The organism is Tessaracoccus sp. MC1679 (assembly GCF_014164775.1).
Lineage (GTDB): Bacteria > Actinomycetota > Actinomycetes > Propionibacteriales > Propionibacteriaceae > Arachnia.
Window position 1 is genome coordinate 128,752 of record NZ_JACJGB010000009.1, and the last position, 16,891, is coordinate 145,642.

The window sequence follows — 16,891 nt, forward strand, 5'->3', positions numbered from 1 at the left end:
CATGCCGCACACCACCGCCACCGTCGGATCCTCGGTCGGGCTGCGGGCCCGTCCGGCCGCAATCATCGCCGACGCGGTCAGCGAGCTCGGGATCCCCATGACGCTGAGGTTCGACGGCCCGCAGACCGAGGCCTTCGACGCGTCGTCGTCGATGGAGATCGTGAAGTTGGGAGCCGACAAGGGCGCCTGGGTCGTCGTCGAGTCTGATGACGAGGACGCCAACGCCGCGATCGCCTCGCTGATCGAGAGTGACCTCGACGAGGAGTGACGTTTTCAGCTCGCGTTTCATAGGCTTCGAGGCCGCTACGCGGCACCTCAGCCAGCGGTAACGCGAGGAGCGAAGCGACGAGCCCACCCCCGCTGGCTGAGGAGTGAGGAGCGAAGCGACGAGCCTCGAAGCCTCAGAAAAGTGACGTTGTCAGCTCGCGTTTCATGGGCTTCGAGGCCGCTACGCGGCACCTCAGCCAGCGGGGGACAGCCCCTGCGCGGCACCTCAGCCAGCGGGGGACAGCCCCTGCGCGGCACCTCAGCCAGCGGGCTCACCGACGTCGCACTTGACACCGACTGAACACCCGTTCAGAATACTGAACATGGGTTCAGCCGACGACCTTCAGGCACACGCCCGCATCCGCGACGCCGCGCTCCAACTCTTCGGCACCCACGGCGTCAAGGCCACCACCGTCCGCCAGATCGCCGAGGCCGCCGGCGTCTCCCCCGCCCTTGTCATCCACCACTTCGGCAGCAAGGATGGGCTCCGCCGCGCCTGCGACGAGTGGATGATGGCGCGCCTCACCGAGACCAAGACCTCCGCGGTCTCCGGGGCCAATCCCACCGAGGCGGTCTTCCGCGCGCAGAACGAGTTCCGCCCGTTCTTCGGCTACATCGCCGCATCCATCGGCGAGGGCGGCGACGGCGCCGACCGGCTCTTCGAGGCCATGTGCGCGCTCACCCGCGAGATGTTCGCCGTCGGTGTCCCCGCCGGAATCCTGCGCGAGCCCGAGGACCTCGACGCCACCGTCGCGCTCCTGGTGACCTTCAGCCTGGCCGCGACAGTGCTGGAGGCGCAGGTGTCGCGGCATCTGGGCGGCACCCACCTCCTGGACCCCGTCGTCCTCCCCCGCTACTCGCTCGCCTCCACCGAGTTCTTCACCTACGGCCTCTTCGCCGACGACACCATGCTCCGCCAGATCCGTTCGGCCTTCGCGGCCGACGCGGGCAGGGTCCCGGCCGACGGCGTCACCGACCCCGACCCACCGTCGGCCGGCTGATCACCGCCCCCCCCCATTCCTCCCACTGCAAGGCAACCCCATGACCAACGCCCTCGAGATCCGCGATCTCACCAAAACATTCGGCCGCACCGTGGCCCTCAACAAGCTGAACCTCGACGTCCAGCAGGGCGAGGTGCACGGCTTCCTCGGCCCCAACGGGGCCGGCAAAACCACCACGTTGCGCATCCTGCTCGGCCTGCTGCGGCCGGATTCCGGCACCGCGACCGTCCTCGGCGGACACCCCGTCCGCGACGCCGTCGAGCTCCACAAGCGCATCGCCTACGTGCCCGGCGACGTCGAGCTCTGGCCCCAACTCACCGGCGGCGAAGCCATCGACGTGCTGACCCGGCTCCGCGGCGACTCCGACCCGGCCCGTATCGCCGAACTCTGCGAACGCTTCGACCTCGACCGCACCAAGAAGGGCCGCACCTACTCCAAGGGCAACCGGCAGAAGGTGGCCCTGGTGGCGGCGCTGGCCAGCGGGGCCGACCTGTTCATCCTCGACGAGCCCACCTCCGGCCTCGATCCGCTCATGGAAGCCATCTTCCAGGACGAGGTCCGGGGCCTCATCGCCCGCGGCGCCACCGTCCTCCTCTCCAGCCACATCCTCGGCCAGGTGGAGGCGCTCGCCCACCGCGTGTCGATCATCCGCGAAGGCAGCATCGTCGAGACCGGCACCCTCGACGCCATGCGCCATCTGCGCCGCACCACCATCCAGGCGACCACGGCTCAGCCCGTCAACGGCCTCGCCCACATGACCGGCGTGCACCACGCCCAGGTCGACGGGGACCGCGTCAGCATGGAGGTCGACGGCGAGCACCTGGGCACCGTCATGTCCCAGCTGACCGTCGCCGGCGTGCAGTCCATCGTCGCGCATCCCCCGACGCTCGAGCAGATGCTGCTGCGCCACTACGGGGAAGAGACCCCCCGATGAGCCAGCCACTGACCGCCACCGGCCCGCTGCTGCGGTTCGCCGCCCGCCGCGACCGGGTGAAGCTCACCATCTGGGTGGTGTCCCTGGCCGCGTTCGTGCCGTACATGATGACGGCCTACAAGACCATCTTCGGCACGCCCGAGGAACTGGCCCCCCTCGCCATCCTGATGGCCAACCCGTCGCTCACCCTGTTCACCGGCCCGGGCTTCGGGCTGAAGAACGTGGACCCGACCACCCTCACCCACCAGATCATCTTCTCGGGCGTCTACTGGCTGTACCTGCTGATCTTCGTGGCGCTGATGAACATCCTGCTGGTGTCGCGGCACACACGCCTGGAGGAGCAGACGGGGCGCGCGGAGATCGTCCGCGCCAGCGTGGTGGGACGCTTCGCGCCGCTGACGTCCGCGCTCATCCTCGCCCTGATCGCCAACCTGCTCGTCGGGGCGTTGATCGCCGTCGGCCTGATCGGCTTCGGGAGCGACGCGTCGTCGTCGCTGTTGCTGGGCGCCGGGACGGCCGGGGTCGGACTGGTGTTCGCCGGGGTGACGACGGTGACCTCGCAGCTGAGCGCGTTCTCGTCGGCGGGCAGCGGGATCGCCGGGGCGGTGCTGGCCACCGCCTGGGTGGTGCGCGGCATCGGCGACATGGCGGCCGCGCCCGGCGAGTACGGGAGCTGGCTCTCCTGGCTGTCGCCGCTGGCGTGGGCGCAGCAGACCCGCGCATTCCACGACGACCGGTGGTGGCCCGTCGGCCTGCTGCTGCTGACCGCAGCCGTGCTGGTGGCCGTGGGGGCCGCGATGGAGGCCAGGCGCGATCTCGGCGCCGGACTGGTGCAACCCCGCAGGGGTCGAGCGACGGCCGCGGCCTGGCTGCGGGGTCCGCTCACCCTCGCTTGGCGCATCCAGCGGACGCAGACCCTCTGGTGGGCGGTGGCGCTGACGCTGGCGGGAGCCATGTACGGCTCGTTCACCCCGGCCATGGTGGAGGCGTTCAACGACCTGCCCGACATCTTCCAGCAGCTGATGGGCGGCTCCGAGGCGGCCGTGGAGGGCTACCTGACGCTGACCGTCACGATGATGCGGATCACCGTGGCCATCTACGCGGTCATCGCGTGGCAGAGGGTGGTGGCCGAGGAGGTGGGCGGCCGAGCCGAGCCCGTGCTCGCCACCGCGGTGCGACCCTGGGGATGGCTCGCGGGTCACCTCGCCGTCGTGGCCGCAGCGAGCGTCGGGATGCTGCTGCTCACCGGCGCGGTCGCGGGGTTGTTCGCGGGCGCGGTGGACGGGGACTACTCACTGGTGGGCGACGGTGTCGCGGGGTCCGCGGTCGGCATCCCGTCGGTGCTCATGGTGCTGGGACTGGCCGTGGCGCTGCACTCGCTGGCGCCACGTCTGGTGGTGTTCACGTGGATCCCGGTGGTGGCGGGTGCGCTGATCGAGCTCTTCGGCGACATGCTGCAGTTCCCTGACTGGGTGCGGCAGATTTCACCCTTCGAGCACACACCGGCGCTCCCGGCGGAGGAGCTGACTGTCGCGCCGCTGGCGGTTCAGTTGGTTGTCGCGGTGGGGTTGGTGGCCTTCGGGTTGTGGCGGTTCGGTCGTCGCGACATCCCCGGCCACTGAGAAGGCGGCCGGCTGAGCCCACCCCTGCTGGCTGAGGTGCGAGGAGCGAAGCGACGAGCCTCGAAGCCTAAGAAAAGTGACGTTGTCAGCTCGCGTTTCATAGGCTTCGAGGCCGCTACGCGGCACCTCAGCCACCGGGGTTGGCCGCTGCGCGGCACCTCAGCCAACGGGGGGCGGCCGCTGCGCGGCACCTCAGCCAGCGGGGATGCCAATCAGGCGACGGGGAGTCCGGTCGGCAGTCCGTCGAGGCTCACCAGATTGTTGCGGCGCTCGTACTCGCGCAATCCGTCGTCGCCCTTCTTGACCAGCCAGTCGGTCATGGTGTCGCGGTCGGCGCGGAAGTCCATCAGCGGAACCCCAAAACCGCAGGACGTCTGCGCCATCTCCACACTCATGTCGAAGACATTGCGGGCGCCGACGAACTCGGGGAAGAGGTCCAACAGTTCGGCCCAACCGTCGTCGCCGTGATGCAGCGCACGCGCCGTTCCGTAGAGGCGCAGGATCTGCGGCTTGGCGTCGAAGGAGCAGAACATCAGTGTCATCCGTGGCGTGTCGAGGAGGTGCGCTGCCGTCTCATTGCCGCTGCCGACGGCGTTGACCCAGACCACGCGGTTGGGGCCCACCACGCGCAGGGAGTCCAGGCCCTTCGGCGACACGTTCACTCGTCCATCCCGCGCCGCCGTCGCGACGAAGAACAGGTGCTGAGCCTCCACAAAGGCGCGGATCTTCGGAGTGATCTCAAGAAACTGCTTGCCCATGGATTTCAGCCTATGCTGGTGGGAAGGCGGGTCCGGCTGTGACCGTTCCGAAGAGCCGGTGAATGGGGCGTAGCCGGCCGCGTGGATTTCATTGCGCGCCCCTTTTGTCCACCCGGGCCCGTCCCTCGACTCAGCTGCGCGGGAGGTGTTCCTCCAGGCCAGCATTCGGCACCGGATGGGCGCCGAAGGGCCGCCTCGAGGAACATCACCCGCAGGCCTGCAGGTGTTAGGGTCCCGGTGTGCTCTCTGATCAGGCGCACCGCATGCGGGCATTCAACCACGTCCTCGGCAACACGGCCGCGGCGATGCTCGCCACGACATTCCTGTGGTTCGGCATCACGTTCTGGGCCTACCTCGAGACGCGGTCCGTCCTGGCCACCTCCATCATGGGCGGCGCCTACATGCTCGGCATGGCCATCCTGGGCGTGCCGTTCGGCAGCCTGATCGACCGGTACCGCAAGCACGTGGTGATGGTGTGGTCCGCCGTCGGCACCGCCGTGCTCTTCCTCCTCGCTGGAGCCGTGTTCATCCTCACCCCACGGGACACGCTGGTCGACCTGGGGGGCCCGTGGTTCTGGGTCTTCACCGGGTTGGCCCTGGGCGGGGCGCTGCTGGCGATGCCGCGTGGCCTTGCGCTGTCCACCTGCGTGACGATGCTGGTGGAGTCGGACCGGCGCGCCAACGCCAACGGCCTCGTCGGTGCGGTCAACGGGATGACGATGCTCGTCACAGGCGTCCTGTCCGGTCTGGCCTACGGGCAGCTCGGGATGGTCTGGGTGGTGGCGATCGCCCTCGTCGTCATCCTCGCGTCGCTGGTCCACCTCCTGCTGATCCGGATTCCGGAGCCCACCATCGTGCACGCCGACGGCACCCCCAAGCCCGTCGACTTCAAGGCGGCCTGGCTGGCCATCGTGGCTGTACCCGGGCTCTTCGGCCTCATCCTGTTCTCCACACTCAACAACTTCCTGGGCGGCGTGTTCATGGGCCTGCTGGACCCGTACGGCCTGGAACTGATGTCCGTGGAGGCGTGGGGCATCCTGTTCGGCCTGTCCAGCATCGGGTTCATCGTCGGAGGGTCGCTCATCGCCAAGTGGGGCCTGGGCGCTAAGCCGCTCCGGACGTTGCTGCTCGGGGCCACCGCGATGTGGCTGGTGAGCTTCGGATTCACCCTGCGAGAGTCGGTCGTGGCGCTCGCCATCGGCATTTTCGCCTACATGGTCATCGTGCCGTTCATGGAGGCGTCGGAGCAGACCCTCCTTCAACGCGTCGTCCCGCTGGCGAAGCAGGGGCGGGTGTTCGGCTTTGCGCAGGCAGTGGAGATGTCGGCCGCACCACTGAGCGCTTTCGTCATCGGGCCGGTGGCCGAGTTCTGGCTGATCCCCTACGCCGAGTCTCCTCAAGGCCGCACCGACTGGGGCTGGCTGCTCGGCGAGGGCAACGCCCGCGGCATCGCGCTGGTCTTCGTGCTGTTCAGCATCGCCGGGCTCCTGGTCACCGGGGCCGCCTTCTTCACGCGGACCTACCGCCTGCTCAACGTGTCGTACGCGGCAGGCGACGTCAACGAGGGCGTCGCGGAGTCCACCGACGACGGCCCACCCGGGCCCAACCCCCTGGGGAGGGGCTTCGCCGAGCACTGAGCCCCGTCGGTCCCAGTACCGCGGTGGGGGTTCTCACTGGGCTTGCCTCAGTGCTCCCCTGGCTTAGCCCTGGGTTGGGCCGGTTGAGCGTGTTGATGACACCCGTGCCCGCCTAGCATGACGGCCATGCACAGGTGTCTCCCCATAGCGTTGACCGGCTCGCTCACCGCGGGCGTGGTCATGTCGTTCGGGCAGACCTACGCTCCCGACGCACTGGCCCCCCTGTTCAACTCCGCGACACCTGTCGTCGCGCTCGCAGCCCTGGTGGCCGCGGCCTGTCGCGGCACCTGGTGGACGCACGCGCTGCTCGGCGCAGCGGCCGGGCCCTTGGCGATGGTTGGCTACTACGCGACGACCATGCTCCGCGGCTACCCCGTCGGGATGCGGATGGTGCTGTTCTGGTGCGTGGCCGGCGTGGTGAGCGGGCTGGCCATGGGCGTGGCGGTCTGGTTGTTGCGGGGGCACGGGGATCCGGTCCTGCGTGGCGTGGCGGCGGGCCTGTTCCCGGCCGTCGCACTCGGCGAGGCGGCCCACGGGATCAGGAGAATCGCGGAGACTACGCCGTCGACGTACTGGTGGGCACAGGCGGCTGTGGGTGTCGCGGTGCTGGTGTGGCTCTCAGTCGCCAGGCTTCGCTCCTGGCGGGCCCGGCTCGCCGCCCTCGCCGTCGCCGTGTTGGGGGCGCGCGTGTTGTTCTTGATCTACGGCATGGCCTGAGCCGTCTGCTGCACAGTGGTGTCATGGCACAGATCCGTCTCATCCACATCGGCGACCTGCACGGGCATCTGGTTCCCCGCCCGAACGTGCGCGGCGACGGGACGGGCCGGCTCGAGGGTGGACTCGCCCGAATGGCCACCCTCATCGCACGGCTCCGCGCCGAACGGCCCAACGCTTTGCTGGTCAACACCGGCGACACCATCCAGGGCAGTGCCGAGGCGCTGTTCACGCGGGGCCAGGCACTGGTCGACGTCGTCGATGCCCTCGGCCCGGACGTGTTCGCCCCCGGCAACTGGGACTACCTGTACGGGAAGGAGCGCTTCCTCGAACTGTTCGGGCCAGGATCCGGCGGACCGGGACGCTCCTCGCATCGCTGGGGCGCACTGGCCTGCAACGTCTATCACGACGGCTCTGACAGGCTGTTGCTCCCTCCCACCGCGATCCTTGACCTCGACGGCGCCCGCATCGGATTCGTGGGCCTGTCTTCCGAGCGCGCCATCAACGCGCTCGGCCCGTGGGTGACCGAGGGAATCCGCTTCAGTGGCGACGCCCACGAGATCCCTGGCCATGTCGCGGACCTCCGGACGGCAGGTGTGGACATCGTGGTCCTGGTCTCCGAGTTCGGCCTCGCCGAGAACATCCTGATCGCCGAGGACAACCCCGGGATCGACGTCGTGCTCTCCTCCGACATGCACGAGGAGACCCACCAGATCGTCCGGACCACCACCGAGGCCCTGGTGTCCGAGGTGGGGCAGGACGGCACCCGTCTGGGAGTGCTGGACCTCACCGTCGGGGACGGCGGCATCACCGACTGGTCCCACACGCTGCACGTGGTCGACGAGTCCATCGACCCCGACCCGGAGGTCGCGGCGCTCATCGAGGACGTTCGCCGCCCGTTTCTCAGCGGCGCGGATTTCCGGCCGCACGTGAATCCGATCAACGGCAGCGTGCTCAGCCGTCCGATCGACGAGGTGGTGGGCCACACCGAGGTGGCGCTCCACCGCAGCGATTTCGTCGACGGCCCCCGCCCCGCGGTGATCTCGGGCACATCGCACGATCTGATCGCCGAGGCGATCCGGGTGGAGGCCGCGGCGGACATCGGGCACCTTCGCGGCTTCCGGTACGGCACCCACGTGGTCCCGGGCCCGATCCGCCTCGAGGACCTGTTCCACTACCTGCCCGTCGGGGCCCAGGTGGGCGTGGGCGACGTGCCCGGGGCGGCGATCGAGAGGCTGCTCGAGAATTCGGCCGACGGCGCCCTCAACCCGGACCCGTGGGCGTGGAAGGGCGGCTGGCTGCACGCCACGGCCGGGGTGCGCTACCGGCTCGACCCCGACGGGTCTGCTGGGGAGCGGACGTCCGAGGTGACCGTTCGACGGGCCCATGGCGGGGCGGAGGAGCCGCTCGATGTGGGGGCCACCTACCGGGTTGCCGGCTTCTTCTACGACGCCGCCGCCGGGAAGGTCGGGCCGCTGGACGCGATGGGCGCCGTGGAGGTGCTCCGGAGGGTGGCCTGGCGGTGGACGTCACCGAGATCGTGACTCGGTACCTCGCCGGGCACCGGGTGTCCGACGTGCCCTCGCTGATTGCCCGCACCGGGCCCCTCCCTCGGCCCGAGCACCGAAATCCCGAGATTCAGCCCCTCCGGGGCCGGACTGGTGGGCCTGGCCGGGGTCGGGGGGAGGGTGGCCTCGCAGGGTGAGGATCCTGGGACGGTCTACCGTCCCAGAATCCACACTCCCGGAGGCACTGGCAGCCAGCCCCCCGATCGGGCACACTCGAATCGCCGCACAACAAACACAGAGGGGGACTCCATGGCCGAACGCGAAACCCTGGCCGGGATGGGCGCGATCATCACCGACGGCGGTGTGGCGTTCCGGGTCTGGGCACCCCACGCCGACAGCGTGGCCGTGACCGGCGACTTCAACGAGTGGAGCATCACCGCCGACCCACTGGGCGACGAGGGCAACGGCTTCTGGTACGGCTTCGTCGAGGGCGCCACGGCAGGGCAGGAGTACAAGTTCCACCTCACCAACGGTGAGCAGGAGCTCGACCGGATCGACCCCTACGCCATGCAGGTGACCAACTCCGTGGGCAACGGCGTCATCTACGACCACGCCGCCTACGACTGGGAAGGCGAGACAGCCCACTGCCCGCCGCATCACCAGATGGTCATCTACGAGATGCACGTGGGCTCCTTCGCCCCCTCCGACGACGGCGTCGGTGGCTTCCACGACGTCATCGAGCAGCTGGACTACCTCCAGGAGCTCGGCGTCAACACGCTCCAGATCATGCCGGTGGCCGAGTTCGCCGGGGACCAGTCCTGGGGCTACAACCCCGCTCACATCTTCGCGGTCGAGAGCGCCTACGGCGGCCCGGACGCCTTCAAGACCCTGATCAAGACCGCGCACTCCCGCGGCTTCGCGGTGATCCTCGACGTGGTCTACAACCACTTCGGCCCCTCGGACCTGGATCTCTGGCAGTTCGACGGTTGGGGCGAGAACGGCAAGGGCGGCATCTACTTCTACAACGACGACCGCTCCTCCACCCCGTGGGGTGACACCCGGCCTGACTACGGCCGCGAGGAGGTGCGCCGCTTCATCCACGACAACGCCATGATGTGGCTGCGCGAGTACCACGTCGACGGCCTGCGCCTCGACATGACGCCCTATATGCGCAGCGTCCACGGCGGCGGGTTCGAACTGGAGGAGGGGTTCGGGCTGATGCGCTGGATCACCGACTCCCTGCGCAGCCAGTACCCCGGCCGCATCTCGATCGCCGAGGACCTCCACGGCCACGACCGCATCGTCGGCACCGAGGACCACGGCGCCGGCTTCCACGCCCAGTGGGACGCCGAGTTCGTGCACCCCGTGCGGCACGCCATCACGGCGATGACCGACGAGGAGCGGTCGCTGTCCTCCATCGCCGAGGCGATCTCGCACAACTACGACGGCGACCCGTTCCGCCGCGTCGTGTACACCGAATCCCACGACGAGGTGGCCAACGGCTCCGCGCGCGTCCCGCACGAGATCGACCCGGAGAACGCCGACGGCTGGTTCGCGCAGAAGCGCTCCACCGTCGGCGGCGCACTGGTGATGACCAGCCCCGGCATCCCGATGATCTTCCAGGGCCAGGAGGCGCTGGAGGGCGGCTGGTTCTCCGACGACGACCCCTTGGACTGGGACCGGATCAAGCGGTTTGAGGGGATCACGAAGCTGTACAAGACGCTCATCGACCTGCGCCTCAACCGGGGCGGCGTCACCCGCGGACTGACCGGGCGCGGGCTGAACGTCTACCACGTCAACGAGGAGGACAACGTCATCGTCTTCCAGCGCTGGATGGACCACGGGGCGGGCGACGACGTCGTGGTGGTGGTCAACCTCAGCACCAACACCTACACCGACTACCGGATCGGGATGCCGCACGGCGGGCTGTGGAAGCTGCGGTTCAACAGCGACGCGAAGCTCTACAGCTCGCTGTTCGGCGATCACGACTCCTTCGACGTCACGGCGTTCGAGGAGGACGAGGACGGGATGGGGGCGCACTCGAACATCTCGGTGGGCCCGTACTCGGTGCTCATCTACAGCCAGGACGCCTGACCACTGGGGGTGGCCCGCGTGAACTGGCGAAGGTAGAGTCGTCGGGGTACCGCGCCTCGGGACGGGCCGACGACGACCTCACCGTCGCGCACCTGGGAGACTCCGATGATGGCTGCCAAAATCCCGACCTGGCGAGCGGCGGCAGATCCCGACGATCTGCGCGAGTACGACGCCTTCGGGCCCTGGATCGCCGAGGTCAAGGACCCGGCAGACCTTCCCCGCCGGTTCAGCCGATGGTGGCCCGACCTTGAAGGCGCCCGATACCTCCTCAAGGTGCCGCGCCCCATCGATCGCGCCAAGGTTCACCCCGGGATGGACCTGTACGAATCGGTGATCGCCGTCTTCCCCGACAAGGTGCGCGTACTGCGGGCAGGACCGACAGACGTCACCAGCCGCGAGGCGCCGCGCAACGACGTCGTCGCCACCATCCTCCACACCAACCTCCTGGTGGCCAGATGGACGCTGCTCCTCGCCGACGGAGGCGCGCTGGACGTCGAGTACAACGCCGTGTCGCACCCGACGATCGCGGAGGTGGACCGCTACGTCCTGTCCCACGGGCCAGGCGACCTCAAGCAGCCGGCGGCCCCCGTCGTGACCTCCTCGACTGCGCCGCCCAAGTACCACTTCTTCGGCTCACTGTTGCTGGCCCTCAACACCGGCGCCACCGAGCGCGTCCAGCCGATCCACGTCGACGAGCCCGGCCAGTCCTGCCTCAACGAGCGGGGCCGCCGGCGCCGCTCGGCTGGGGCGATGATCCTCGCGTCATCCGAAGATCTGGTGATCATCAACCGCAACAGGACCGTCGAGCCGCTCTTCCGCCGCTCCAACTACGCCTACAACGTGACCCGGGTCCCGTTCCGGAGAATGACGTCCTTCGAGATCCGCAGGCCCGAGAAGACCTCGCCGCCGAGCTTCACGGAGCTGGTGCTCACGTGCCACAGGACCGTGATCACTCAGGCTGTCCTCACCTCCCCGGACGCGGTGGCAGACCTGCTCGCCGCGCACGGGGTGCCGTCGGCTCGCTGACCGCGAGCCACGAAGGCTCACGACTCCTTCGGGGGCCGACCCCGCTGAGGCAGCGGGCCGGCATCCTTCGGAGACCGACCCGCCCTCTTGAGCGCGTCACGCAGCAGGAGCTCGATCTGCGCGTTGACCGAGCGCAGGTCGTCGGCGGCCCACCGCGCCAGCGCGTCGTGGACGGCGGGGTCGAGCCTGAGCAGCACCGCCTTGCGTTCGGCCATCATGACCTGCCCCCTGCCGTCGCGCCGCTACTCAGGTGTACAGCGAGCCGGTGTTGACGACGGGGGTCACCCTCGAATCGCTGGTGAGGACCACCAGCAGGTTCGACACCATGGCCGCCTTGCGCTCGTCGTCGAGGGTGACCACATCGTCGCGCTCGAGGCGCTCCAACGCCTTCTGCACCATGGTCACCGCGCCCTCGACGATCTTCTCGCGCGCCGCGATGATGGCGGAGGCCTGCTGCCGCTGCAGCATCGCCTGGGCGATCTCCGGGGCGTAGGCGAGCGAGGAGATGCGGGTCTCCACCACCTCGAGGCCGGCGATCGCGATCCGTGCGGCCACCTCGTCGGCCAGCTCCCGCGCCACGAGCTCCGTCGAGCCGCGGAGGGTCTCCTCGCCGGCCTCGCCGTTGTCGTAGGGGTGGGTGGTGGCCACGTGGCGCAGGGCCGACTCGGACTGCACGGCCACGAACTCGTCGTACTGCTCGACGGCGAACACGGACTTGGCGGTGTCGGCCACCTGCCAGACGACGATGGCGGCGATGTTGACGGGGTTGCCGTCGGCGTCGTTGACCTTCAGCTCGTTGGTCTCGAAGTTGCGGACCTTGACCGAGACCTTCTTCTTGGTGGTGAACGGCACGGTCATGAGCAGGCCGGCCTTGCGGATGGTGCCGATGTAGCGGCCGAAGAACTGGATGACCTTGGTGTCTCCGGGGCTGATGATGGTCAGCGAGGAGAACATCACCATGGAGAGCAGGAACGCCAGCATGGCGAGGAACATCCGCCAGCCGCCGCCGTCGTTGTTCTCCAGCTGGATGCCCGCGAGGACGCCCTGCCAGGTGGCGAGGGCGCCGATGACGAGGGCCACGAAGAAGGCGAGCAGGCCGTCGACGTACCAGGCCTTGCGCTCCTCGATGTCCACCCGTGCGCCCTCCCGGCCCACCGGACGGCCCGACGGTGCGCCGCCGAGCGAGTCGCCCTCGAGGTCTGTTGAGGGATCTGGGATGTGGGGGGTGCTCATGGTACGCGTCCTTCCGCGAGAATTTCGATATCTAAGTGATATCACTTTATCGGGGGGCGCGCAACCGCGCCTAGCCGAAGTGGCGGAGCACCCGGAGCGCTCGCAGCGTCACCCAGCGGTTGGGCGAGCCGGCGGGCGGGTACTGGACGTGGGTCTCGCCAGGGAACTGGGCAGCCGCGGCCCAGCGCCCGTCGCGGCGACGCCTTCGCTGGAGGAGGGCCAGGGCATCGTCCATCCGCGGGTCCCGCGACACCCCCGCCCGCCGCAGGACGTCCAACCCATGCAGCACGTCGAAGTGCCATCGCGGCGGATGGTGGAGCCGGGTGAAGTCGGCGCGGATCGGCTGCAGGTCCGAACGGCGCAGGAATAGCCGTCTCGCCAGGAGCGACTCCGCAGCCGCACCCACCGCGACACTCACCTCCCCGTCCCGATGGCCGTACCCCCGCCGCAGGTACTCGGCCAACCCGTCGATCACGCTGGTGGTGGTGTGCACCGAGGAGACGCACGCCCCGGAGCGGTTGGCGCGGCAGTTGAACCCGCCGTCGGGCATCCGCTGGCCCAGCAGGAAGTCGACGACGCTCTCAAGATCCGCCGCCGTCGCCCCGAAGTGCGAGGCGTAGGCCAGGAACATGCCGTTGATGCAGGCGTCGGCCTCCTTGATCTCGCCCGACGGGTTCACTCCCCCGTCGCCGCCCTTCTGCCGTGCGATCAGCGCGACGGTGGACGCGCACTCCGCCTGCCCGGGGGCCACGCCGAGGTCGCGCAGCTCGAGCAGCGAGTAGTGGCTGGAGGTCCACTTGGGCTGGTAGAACCCGCGACCCCAGTGCCCATCGGCGCCGCGCGCGGCGAGGATGGTCGCGGCGTCACCGTCTGAGGCGACGAGCCGCTCGAGGTCCGGGCGTTCGTCGTCGAGGAGGTCGCGGTGCGTCTGGAACCGCACCGCGACGTCCCCCTCCACCAGCCACTGAATCGTGCCCTCGTCGTCCGTCTGGGTGGACATGGCACCACTCTAGGCAGCCCCGAGCCCCCAGGCGGGGCCCAGCTCACACCCTCCGGCCCGCGACGCCCTCGAGCTCAGCCAACTCGTCGTCGGTGGCCATCCGGAATGGCCCGCTGCCCTCGACGACGGCCGCGGGGGCAAGGCCGCGGGTGGCCCGGAGGCTGGCGACCACGGAGACGGTGAGGATCGTCGCGATCACCGCCAGCGAGATCGCGGTGGGGATGTAGAACACGTCGATCTTGAGCGCCATCTTGATGCCCACCCAGATCAGCACCAGTGCCAGGCCGATCTTGAGGTAGACGAAGCGGTGCATGAGGTCGGCCAGGAGGAAGTACATGGCGCGGAGGCCGAGGATCGCGAACGCGTTGGCCGTGAACACGATGAACGGCTCGCTGGTGACGGCGAAGATCGCGGGGATGGAGTCGACGGCGAACACCACGTCGGTGGCCTCGATCAGCACCAGCACCGCCAGCAGGGGCGTGGCGAGTAGCACGCCGCCCTTGCGGATCAGGAGGCGCTGGCCGTAGTAGGCGTCGGTCATCGGCACGAAGCGGCGGAACAGGCGCAGCACCGCCGACTGCTCGGGGTCAAGGTGCTCGTCGCGCTGCCGGATCATCCGCCAGCCCGTGTAGAGGAGGAAGGCGGCGAAGACGTACAGGATCCAGGTGAAGTTCTCGATCAGGACGGCGCCGACGGCGATGAACGCGCCGCGGAGGACCAGCGCGCCGAGCACGCCGAGGAACAGGACGCGGTGCTGGAACTGCGGCGGCACCGCGAAGTAGCTGAAGATGACGGCCCAGACGAACACGTTGTCGACGGCCAGCGACTTCTCGATGAGGTAGCCGGCGAAGTACTGCTGACCGATCTCGGGCCCCTGCCACCACCAGAGCAGCGCCCCGAAGCCGACGCCGAGCGCCACCCAGACGGCGCTCCAGGCCGCGGCCTCGCGGACTTTGATGACGTGGGCGTCGCGGTGGGCGACGAGGTCCACGGCGAGCATGGCGAGGATGACGGCGATGACGCCGACCCACACCCAGAGTGAGACGTCCATGAGGAACCTTCCGATCGAGTCAGTCGATCGGAGGTCTCTCCCGGTCCGAAGACCGGCTCGCCGGGCCCGATGGCGGACCGTAATGACGACGAGGCGCCTGGGGGATACTCCCCTCCGTGGGCACTATTGAAGCCTATGTTGAAGGTTTGTTCAAGGGCGTCTTTCCGTGCAATGCCGTCCCGGCCGAGAGCCGAGTGTCGCGGGGCCTTGAGTTGAGGGTCGCGGCGGCGTGCAATGGGGGGATGAGTTCTCTGCAGACCTCCCTGCCCATCTCCGGGTTCGTCATCGACGACTCGGCCTGCGATGTCGACGACCTCGCCTTCTGCGGCGGGGTCCAGGTGACGGTGGCCGCCGACGAGAGCTGGGACGGGCTCGTCGAACGCGCCGTCGCCGAGGGGTGGATGGGCGTCGAGGCGTTGTCGGGGATCCCGGGAACGGTGGCCGACGTCGTCCGGGCGAACTCCGCTGCGTATGGTCAGGCGGTCGCGGACACCGTCGCCTCCGTCCGGACCTGGGACCGGGCGGCGGATGCTCAGCGCACGTTCCCCGCCGTCGAGTGCACGTTCGTGGACGGGGGTTCACGCTTCCAGGAGCCGCTCGACGACGGCGGCCACCGATACGAGCTCCTCGACGTGTCGTTCCTGTTCAAGCAGGGGGACTTCAGCGCCCCGATCGTCGACGGGGTGCTCGCGGGAGCCTTGAGTGTCGCGGTGGGGGCGCGCGTGCCGCTGGCTGAGGTGCGGGCGGCCGCGTTGGCGCTGCCCGCCGTGCACGAAACGCCGTCGGACCCGGCCCCGAACCCCACATAGGGGCTCGGGAGGACATCGCGACGGCGTGTCGTGCACGCCGGGAAGTGGCAGGTCAGTTCCAGGCGAGGTCGATGCGTGGGGCCCCGATCACCAACGGCTCTTCGGCCCTCGATGGCTGGCGTCGGGCGATGTCCAGGTCCACGTCGCGCACCATCATCGCGAAGAACAGCTCATCGTCCGTGAGCCGCCGCGGGTCCCACCTCGAGACTCGAAAGGCGGCCCAGGCGAAGCAGCGGGCGGCCGTCCCAGGAAACCGAAGGGCTACAACCGGCCTCCCCGCCGCCAGGGACGCCGCCAACGTCCAGCAGGCCACCACCCCCAGCTGCGACATGCCGGGGATGGAGTCGTCATGCATCATCAGATGGCAGGCCTCGTCCAGCAGCTCGGCGATTTCGTGTGTGTCATCGGTCATGGGGTGTCCCTTCTGGTGTGCATCCTCACTCGTCGGCCGTCGCCGGTTCGTGCTCCCACGTGCACACTCTTATTTGGATTCGCACCGCGGACTTCCCCGGCATGCCCCTTTCTGTGGACAACTCGCCTGCCGCGACACGACTGGTGGTCACCTCCGTCAGATCAGCAGAGGGGGCTGGGCGATGGGTCGGGGGCTGTCCGTCCACAATGCGGCCATCGCCACGATCGGCCCACGGGTGCAGGGCATCGCCCTCAGCGGGTCTGGATTGCTCGCCAGGTTGCAGTCACGACCCTTCGAGACGGCCCACGCCGCTCCGCGGGCGGCCCTCCTCAGGGAGCGAAAGCTCGGTCCCTGAGGGTCCCGCAACGACGACGAGATCCGCGTGAAGGCAGTAGTCACGACCCTTCGAGACGGCCCACGCCGCTCCGCGGGCGGCCCTCCTCAGGGAGCGACAGTTCGGTCCCTGAGGATCCCGCGTCGCGAAGCGACCGCGGGAGTCTCGAAGGGTCGAGAACTTGGACCTGACAGCGAGGGTGGGGGACGTCAGGGCGGCACTGCGCAGCGGTGCCCAACCCGACGATCACCCAACTGGCATCCCGCTCGAGCTGACCTGACCCCCACGCCGCCCTGCCGGCCCGCACCCGAACCCGGCGACGCCACAGACACGGCGAGTGCGGGGAGACGGGAGCCGATGCCCGGGCGGCCTCAACACCCCGACCACACACTGACCGGCAGCCAACAACAGGACCCTGGACAACGGCCGCCCGGGCATCGACTCACGCCTCACCGCACCCGACCACAAGAACTGCGTGAAGGTGGTAGTCA

Annotated in this window: 16 protein-coding genes; 10 read left to right on the plus strand and 6 right to left on the minus strand. The window is 69.1% G+C overall.

Translation table 11 applies throughout. The annotated features are described in order from the left end of the window. The first annotated feature begins 1 nt into the window (after position 1). The 4 genes from H5398_RS15105 (at position 2) to H5398_RS15120 (ending at position 3,824) form a co-directional block, all read left to right on the plus strand. Positions 2–268, plus strand: a complete 267-nt coding sequence (locus tag H5398_RS15105; RefSeq protein ID WP_182800608.1) for an HPr family phosphocarrier protein — start codon at positions 2–4, stop codon at positions 266–268. A gap of 322 nt (positions 269–590) precedes the next feature. Continuing rightward, a complete protein-coding gene (locus tag H5398_RS15110) occupies positions 591–1,268 on the plus strand; it encodes a TetR/AcrR family transcriptional regulator (RefSeq protein ID WP_182800609.1) in 678 nt (225 codons plus the stop codon). Between the two features lie 40 nt (positions 1,269–1,308). Next, on the plus strand, positions 1,309–2,202 hold the full coding sequence (locus tag H5398_RS15115; protein ID WP_182781032.1) for an ABC transporter ATP-binding protein: 894 nt from the start codon (positions 1,309–1,311) through the stop codon (positions 2,200–2,202). Continuing rightward, positions 2,199–3,824: an ABC transporter permease gene (locus tag H5398_RS15120; RefSeq protein ID WP_182800610.1), complete on the plus strand. Its 1,626-nt coding sequence runs from the start codon at positions 2,199–2,201 to the stop codon at positions 3,822–3,824. Before H5398_RS15115 ends, H5398_RS15120 begins: the two co-directional genes overlap by 4 nt. 212 nt (positions 3,825–4,036) lie before the next feature. Here H5398_RS15120 and H5398_RS15125 read toward each other — a convergent pair whose 3' ends face one another. Next, a complete protein-coding gene (locus H5398_RS15125) occupies positions 4,037–4,582 on the minus strand; it encodes a pyridoxamine 5'-phosphate oxidase family protein (protein ID WP_182800611.1) in 546 nt (181 codons plus the stop codon). Between the two features lie 239 nt (positions 4,583–4,821). Here H5398_RS15125 and H5398_RS15130 point away from each other — a divergent pair, with 239 nt between their 5' ends. The 5 genes from H5398_RS15130 (at position 4,822) to H5398_RS15150 (ending at position 11,561) form a co-directional block, all read left to right on the plus strand. Then, entirely contained in the window at positions 4,822–6,219 is a 1,398-nt protein-coding gene (locus tag H5398_RS15130) for an MFS transporter (RefSeq protein ID WP_370586147.1), read from the plus strand. 126 nt (positions 6,220–6,345) lie between these two features. Continuing rightward, positions 6,346–6,936, plus strand: a complete 591-nt coding sequence (locus H5398_RS15135) for a DUF6518 family protein (RefSeq protein WP_182800612.1) — start codon at positions 6,346–6,348, stop codon at positions 6,934–6,936. Between the two features lie 23 nt (positions 6,937–6,959). Next, entirely contained in the window at positions 6,960–8,477 is a 1,518-nt protein-coding gene (locus tag H5398_RS15140) for a bifunctional UDP-sugar hydrolase/5'-nucleotidase (protein WP_182800613.1), read from the plus strand. A 273-nt stretch (positions 8,478–8,750) separates the two neighbouring features. Next, complete coding sequence (locus tag H5398_RS15145) at positions 8,751–10,535, plus strand: alpha-amylase family glycosyl hydrolase (protein ID WP_182800614.1); 1,785 nt, start codon at positions 8,751–8,753, stop codon at positions 10,533–10,535. A 108-nt stretch (positions 10,536–10,643) separates the two neighbouring features. After that, on the plus strand, positions 10,644–11,561 hold the full coding sequence (locus H5398_RS15150) for a hypothetical protein (RefSeq protein ID WP_182800615.1): 918 nt from the start codon (positions 10,644–10,646) through the stop codon (positions 11,559–11,561). A 17-nt stretch (positions 11,562–11,578) separates the two neighbouring features. Here the strand turns inward: H5398_RS15150 and H5398_RS15155 are convergent, their stop codons facing one another. The 4 genes from H5398_RS15155 to H5398_RS15170 form a co-directional block, all read right to left on the minus strand. Continuing rightward, positions 11,579–11,779, minus strand: coding sequence for a hypothetical protein (locus tag H5398_RS15155; protein WP_255421928.1), 201 nt, complete (start codon positions 11,777–11,779; stop codon positions 11,579–11,581). A gap of 28 nt (positions 11,780–11,807) precedes the next feature. Next, the gene (locus H5398_RS15160; protein WP_182800616.1) at positions 11,808–12,794 is read right to left on the minus strand and encodes an SPFH domain-containing protein; all 987 of its coding nucleotides are present in this window, start codon (positions 12,792–12,794) and stop codon (positions 11,808–11,810) included. Between the two features lie 70 nt (positions 12,795–12,864). Further along, positions 12,865–13,794 (minus strand): hypothetical protein, encoded by a 930-nt coding sequence (locus H5398_RS15165; protein ID WP_182800617.1) that lies wholly within the window; start codon positions 13,792–13,794, stop codon positions 12,865–12,867. Positions 13,795–13,837: 43 nt separating this feature from the next. Next, complete coding sequence (locus H5398_RS15170) at positions 13,838–14,845, minus strand: TerC family protein (protein WP_182800618.1); 1,008 nt, start codon at positions 14,843–14,845, stop codon at positions 13,838–13,840. 242 nt (positions 14,846–15,087) lie between these two features. On the opposite strand from H5398_RS15170, the gene H5398_RS15175 reads away from it, so the two are divergent. After that, entirely contained in the window at positions 15,088–15,654 is a 567-nt protein-coding gene (locus H5398_RS15175; protein WP_182800619.1) for an FAD-binding protein, read from the plus strand. A 52-nt stretch (positions 15,655–15,706) separates the two neighbouring features. Here the strand turns inward: H5398_RS15175 and H5398_RS15180 are convergent, their stop codons facing one another. Then, on the minus strand, positions 15,707–16,066 hold the full coding sequence (locus tag H5398_RS15180; RefSeq protein WP_182800620.1) for a hypothetical protein: 360 nt from the start codon (positions 16,064–16,066) through the stop codon (positions 15,707–15,709). Positions 16,067–16,891 lie beyond the last annotated feature (825 nt).

Excerpts from the sequence above, each read along its gene's own strand:
- H5398_RS15170 (WP_182800618.1), bottom strand. The coding sequence starts at position 14,845 with ATGGACGTCTCACTCTGGGTGTGGGTCGGCGTCATCGCCGTCATCCTC.
- H5398_RS15150 (WP_182800615.1), top strand. The coding sequence starts at position 10,644 with ATGGCTGCCAAAATCCCGACCTGGCGAGCGGCGGCAGATCCCGACGAT.
- H5398_RS15110 (WP_182800609.1), top strand. The coding sequence starts at position 591 with ATGGGTTCAGCCGACGACCTTCAGGCACACGCCCGCATCCGCGACGCC.
- H5398_RS15120 (WP_182800610.1), top strand. The coding sequence starts at position 2,199 with ATGAGCCAGCCACTGACCGCCACCGGCCCGCTGCTGCGGTTCGCCGCC.
- H5398_RS15155 (WP_255421928.1), bottom strand. The coding sequence starts at position 11,779 with ATGATGGCCGAACGCAAGGCGGTGCTGCTCAGGCTCGACCCCGCCGTC.
- H5398_RS15140 (WP_182800613.1), top strand. The coding sequence starts at position 6,960 with ATGGCACAGATCCGTCTCATCCACATCGGCGACCTGCACGGGCATCTG.
- H5398_RS15125 (WP_182800611.1), bottom strand. The coding sequence starts at position 4,582 with ATGGGCAAGCAGTTTCTTGAGATCACTCCGAAGATCCGCGCCTTTGTG.
- H5398_RS15145 (WP_182800614.1), top strand. The coding sequence starts at position 8,751 with ATGGCCGAACGCGAAACCCTGGCCGGGATGGGCGCGATCATCACCGAC.
- H5398_RS15115 (WP_182781032.1), top strand. The coding sequence starts at position 1,309 with ATGACCAACGCCCTCGAGATCCGCGATCTCACCAAAACATTCGGCCGC.
- H5398_RS15175 (WP_182800619.1), top strand. The coding sequence starts at position 15,088 with ATGAGTTCTCTGCAGACCTCCCTGCCCATCTCCGGGTTCGTCATCGAC.
- H5398_RS15135 (WP_182800612.1), top strand. The coding sequence starts at position 6,346 with ATGCACAGGTGTCTCCCCATAGCGTTGACCGGCTCGCTCACCGCGGGC.
- H5398_RS15165 (WP_182800617.1), bottom strand. The coding sequence starts at position 13,794 with ATGTCCACCCAGACGGACGACGAGGGCACGATTCAGTGGCTGGTGGAG.
- H5398_RS15180 (WP_182800620.1), bottom strand. The coding sequence starts at position 16,066 with ATGACCGATGACACACACGAAATCGCCGAGCTGCTGGACGAGGCCTGC.
- H5398_RS15160 (WP_182800616.1), bottom strand. The coding sequence starts at position 12,794 with ATGAGCACCCCCCACATCCCAGATCCCTCAACAGACCTCGAGGGCGAC.
- H5398_RS15105 (WP_182800608.1), top strand. The coding sequence starts at position 2 with ATGCCGCACACCACCGCCACCGTCGGATCCTCGGTCGGGCTGCGGGCC.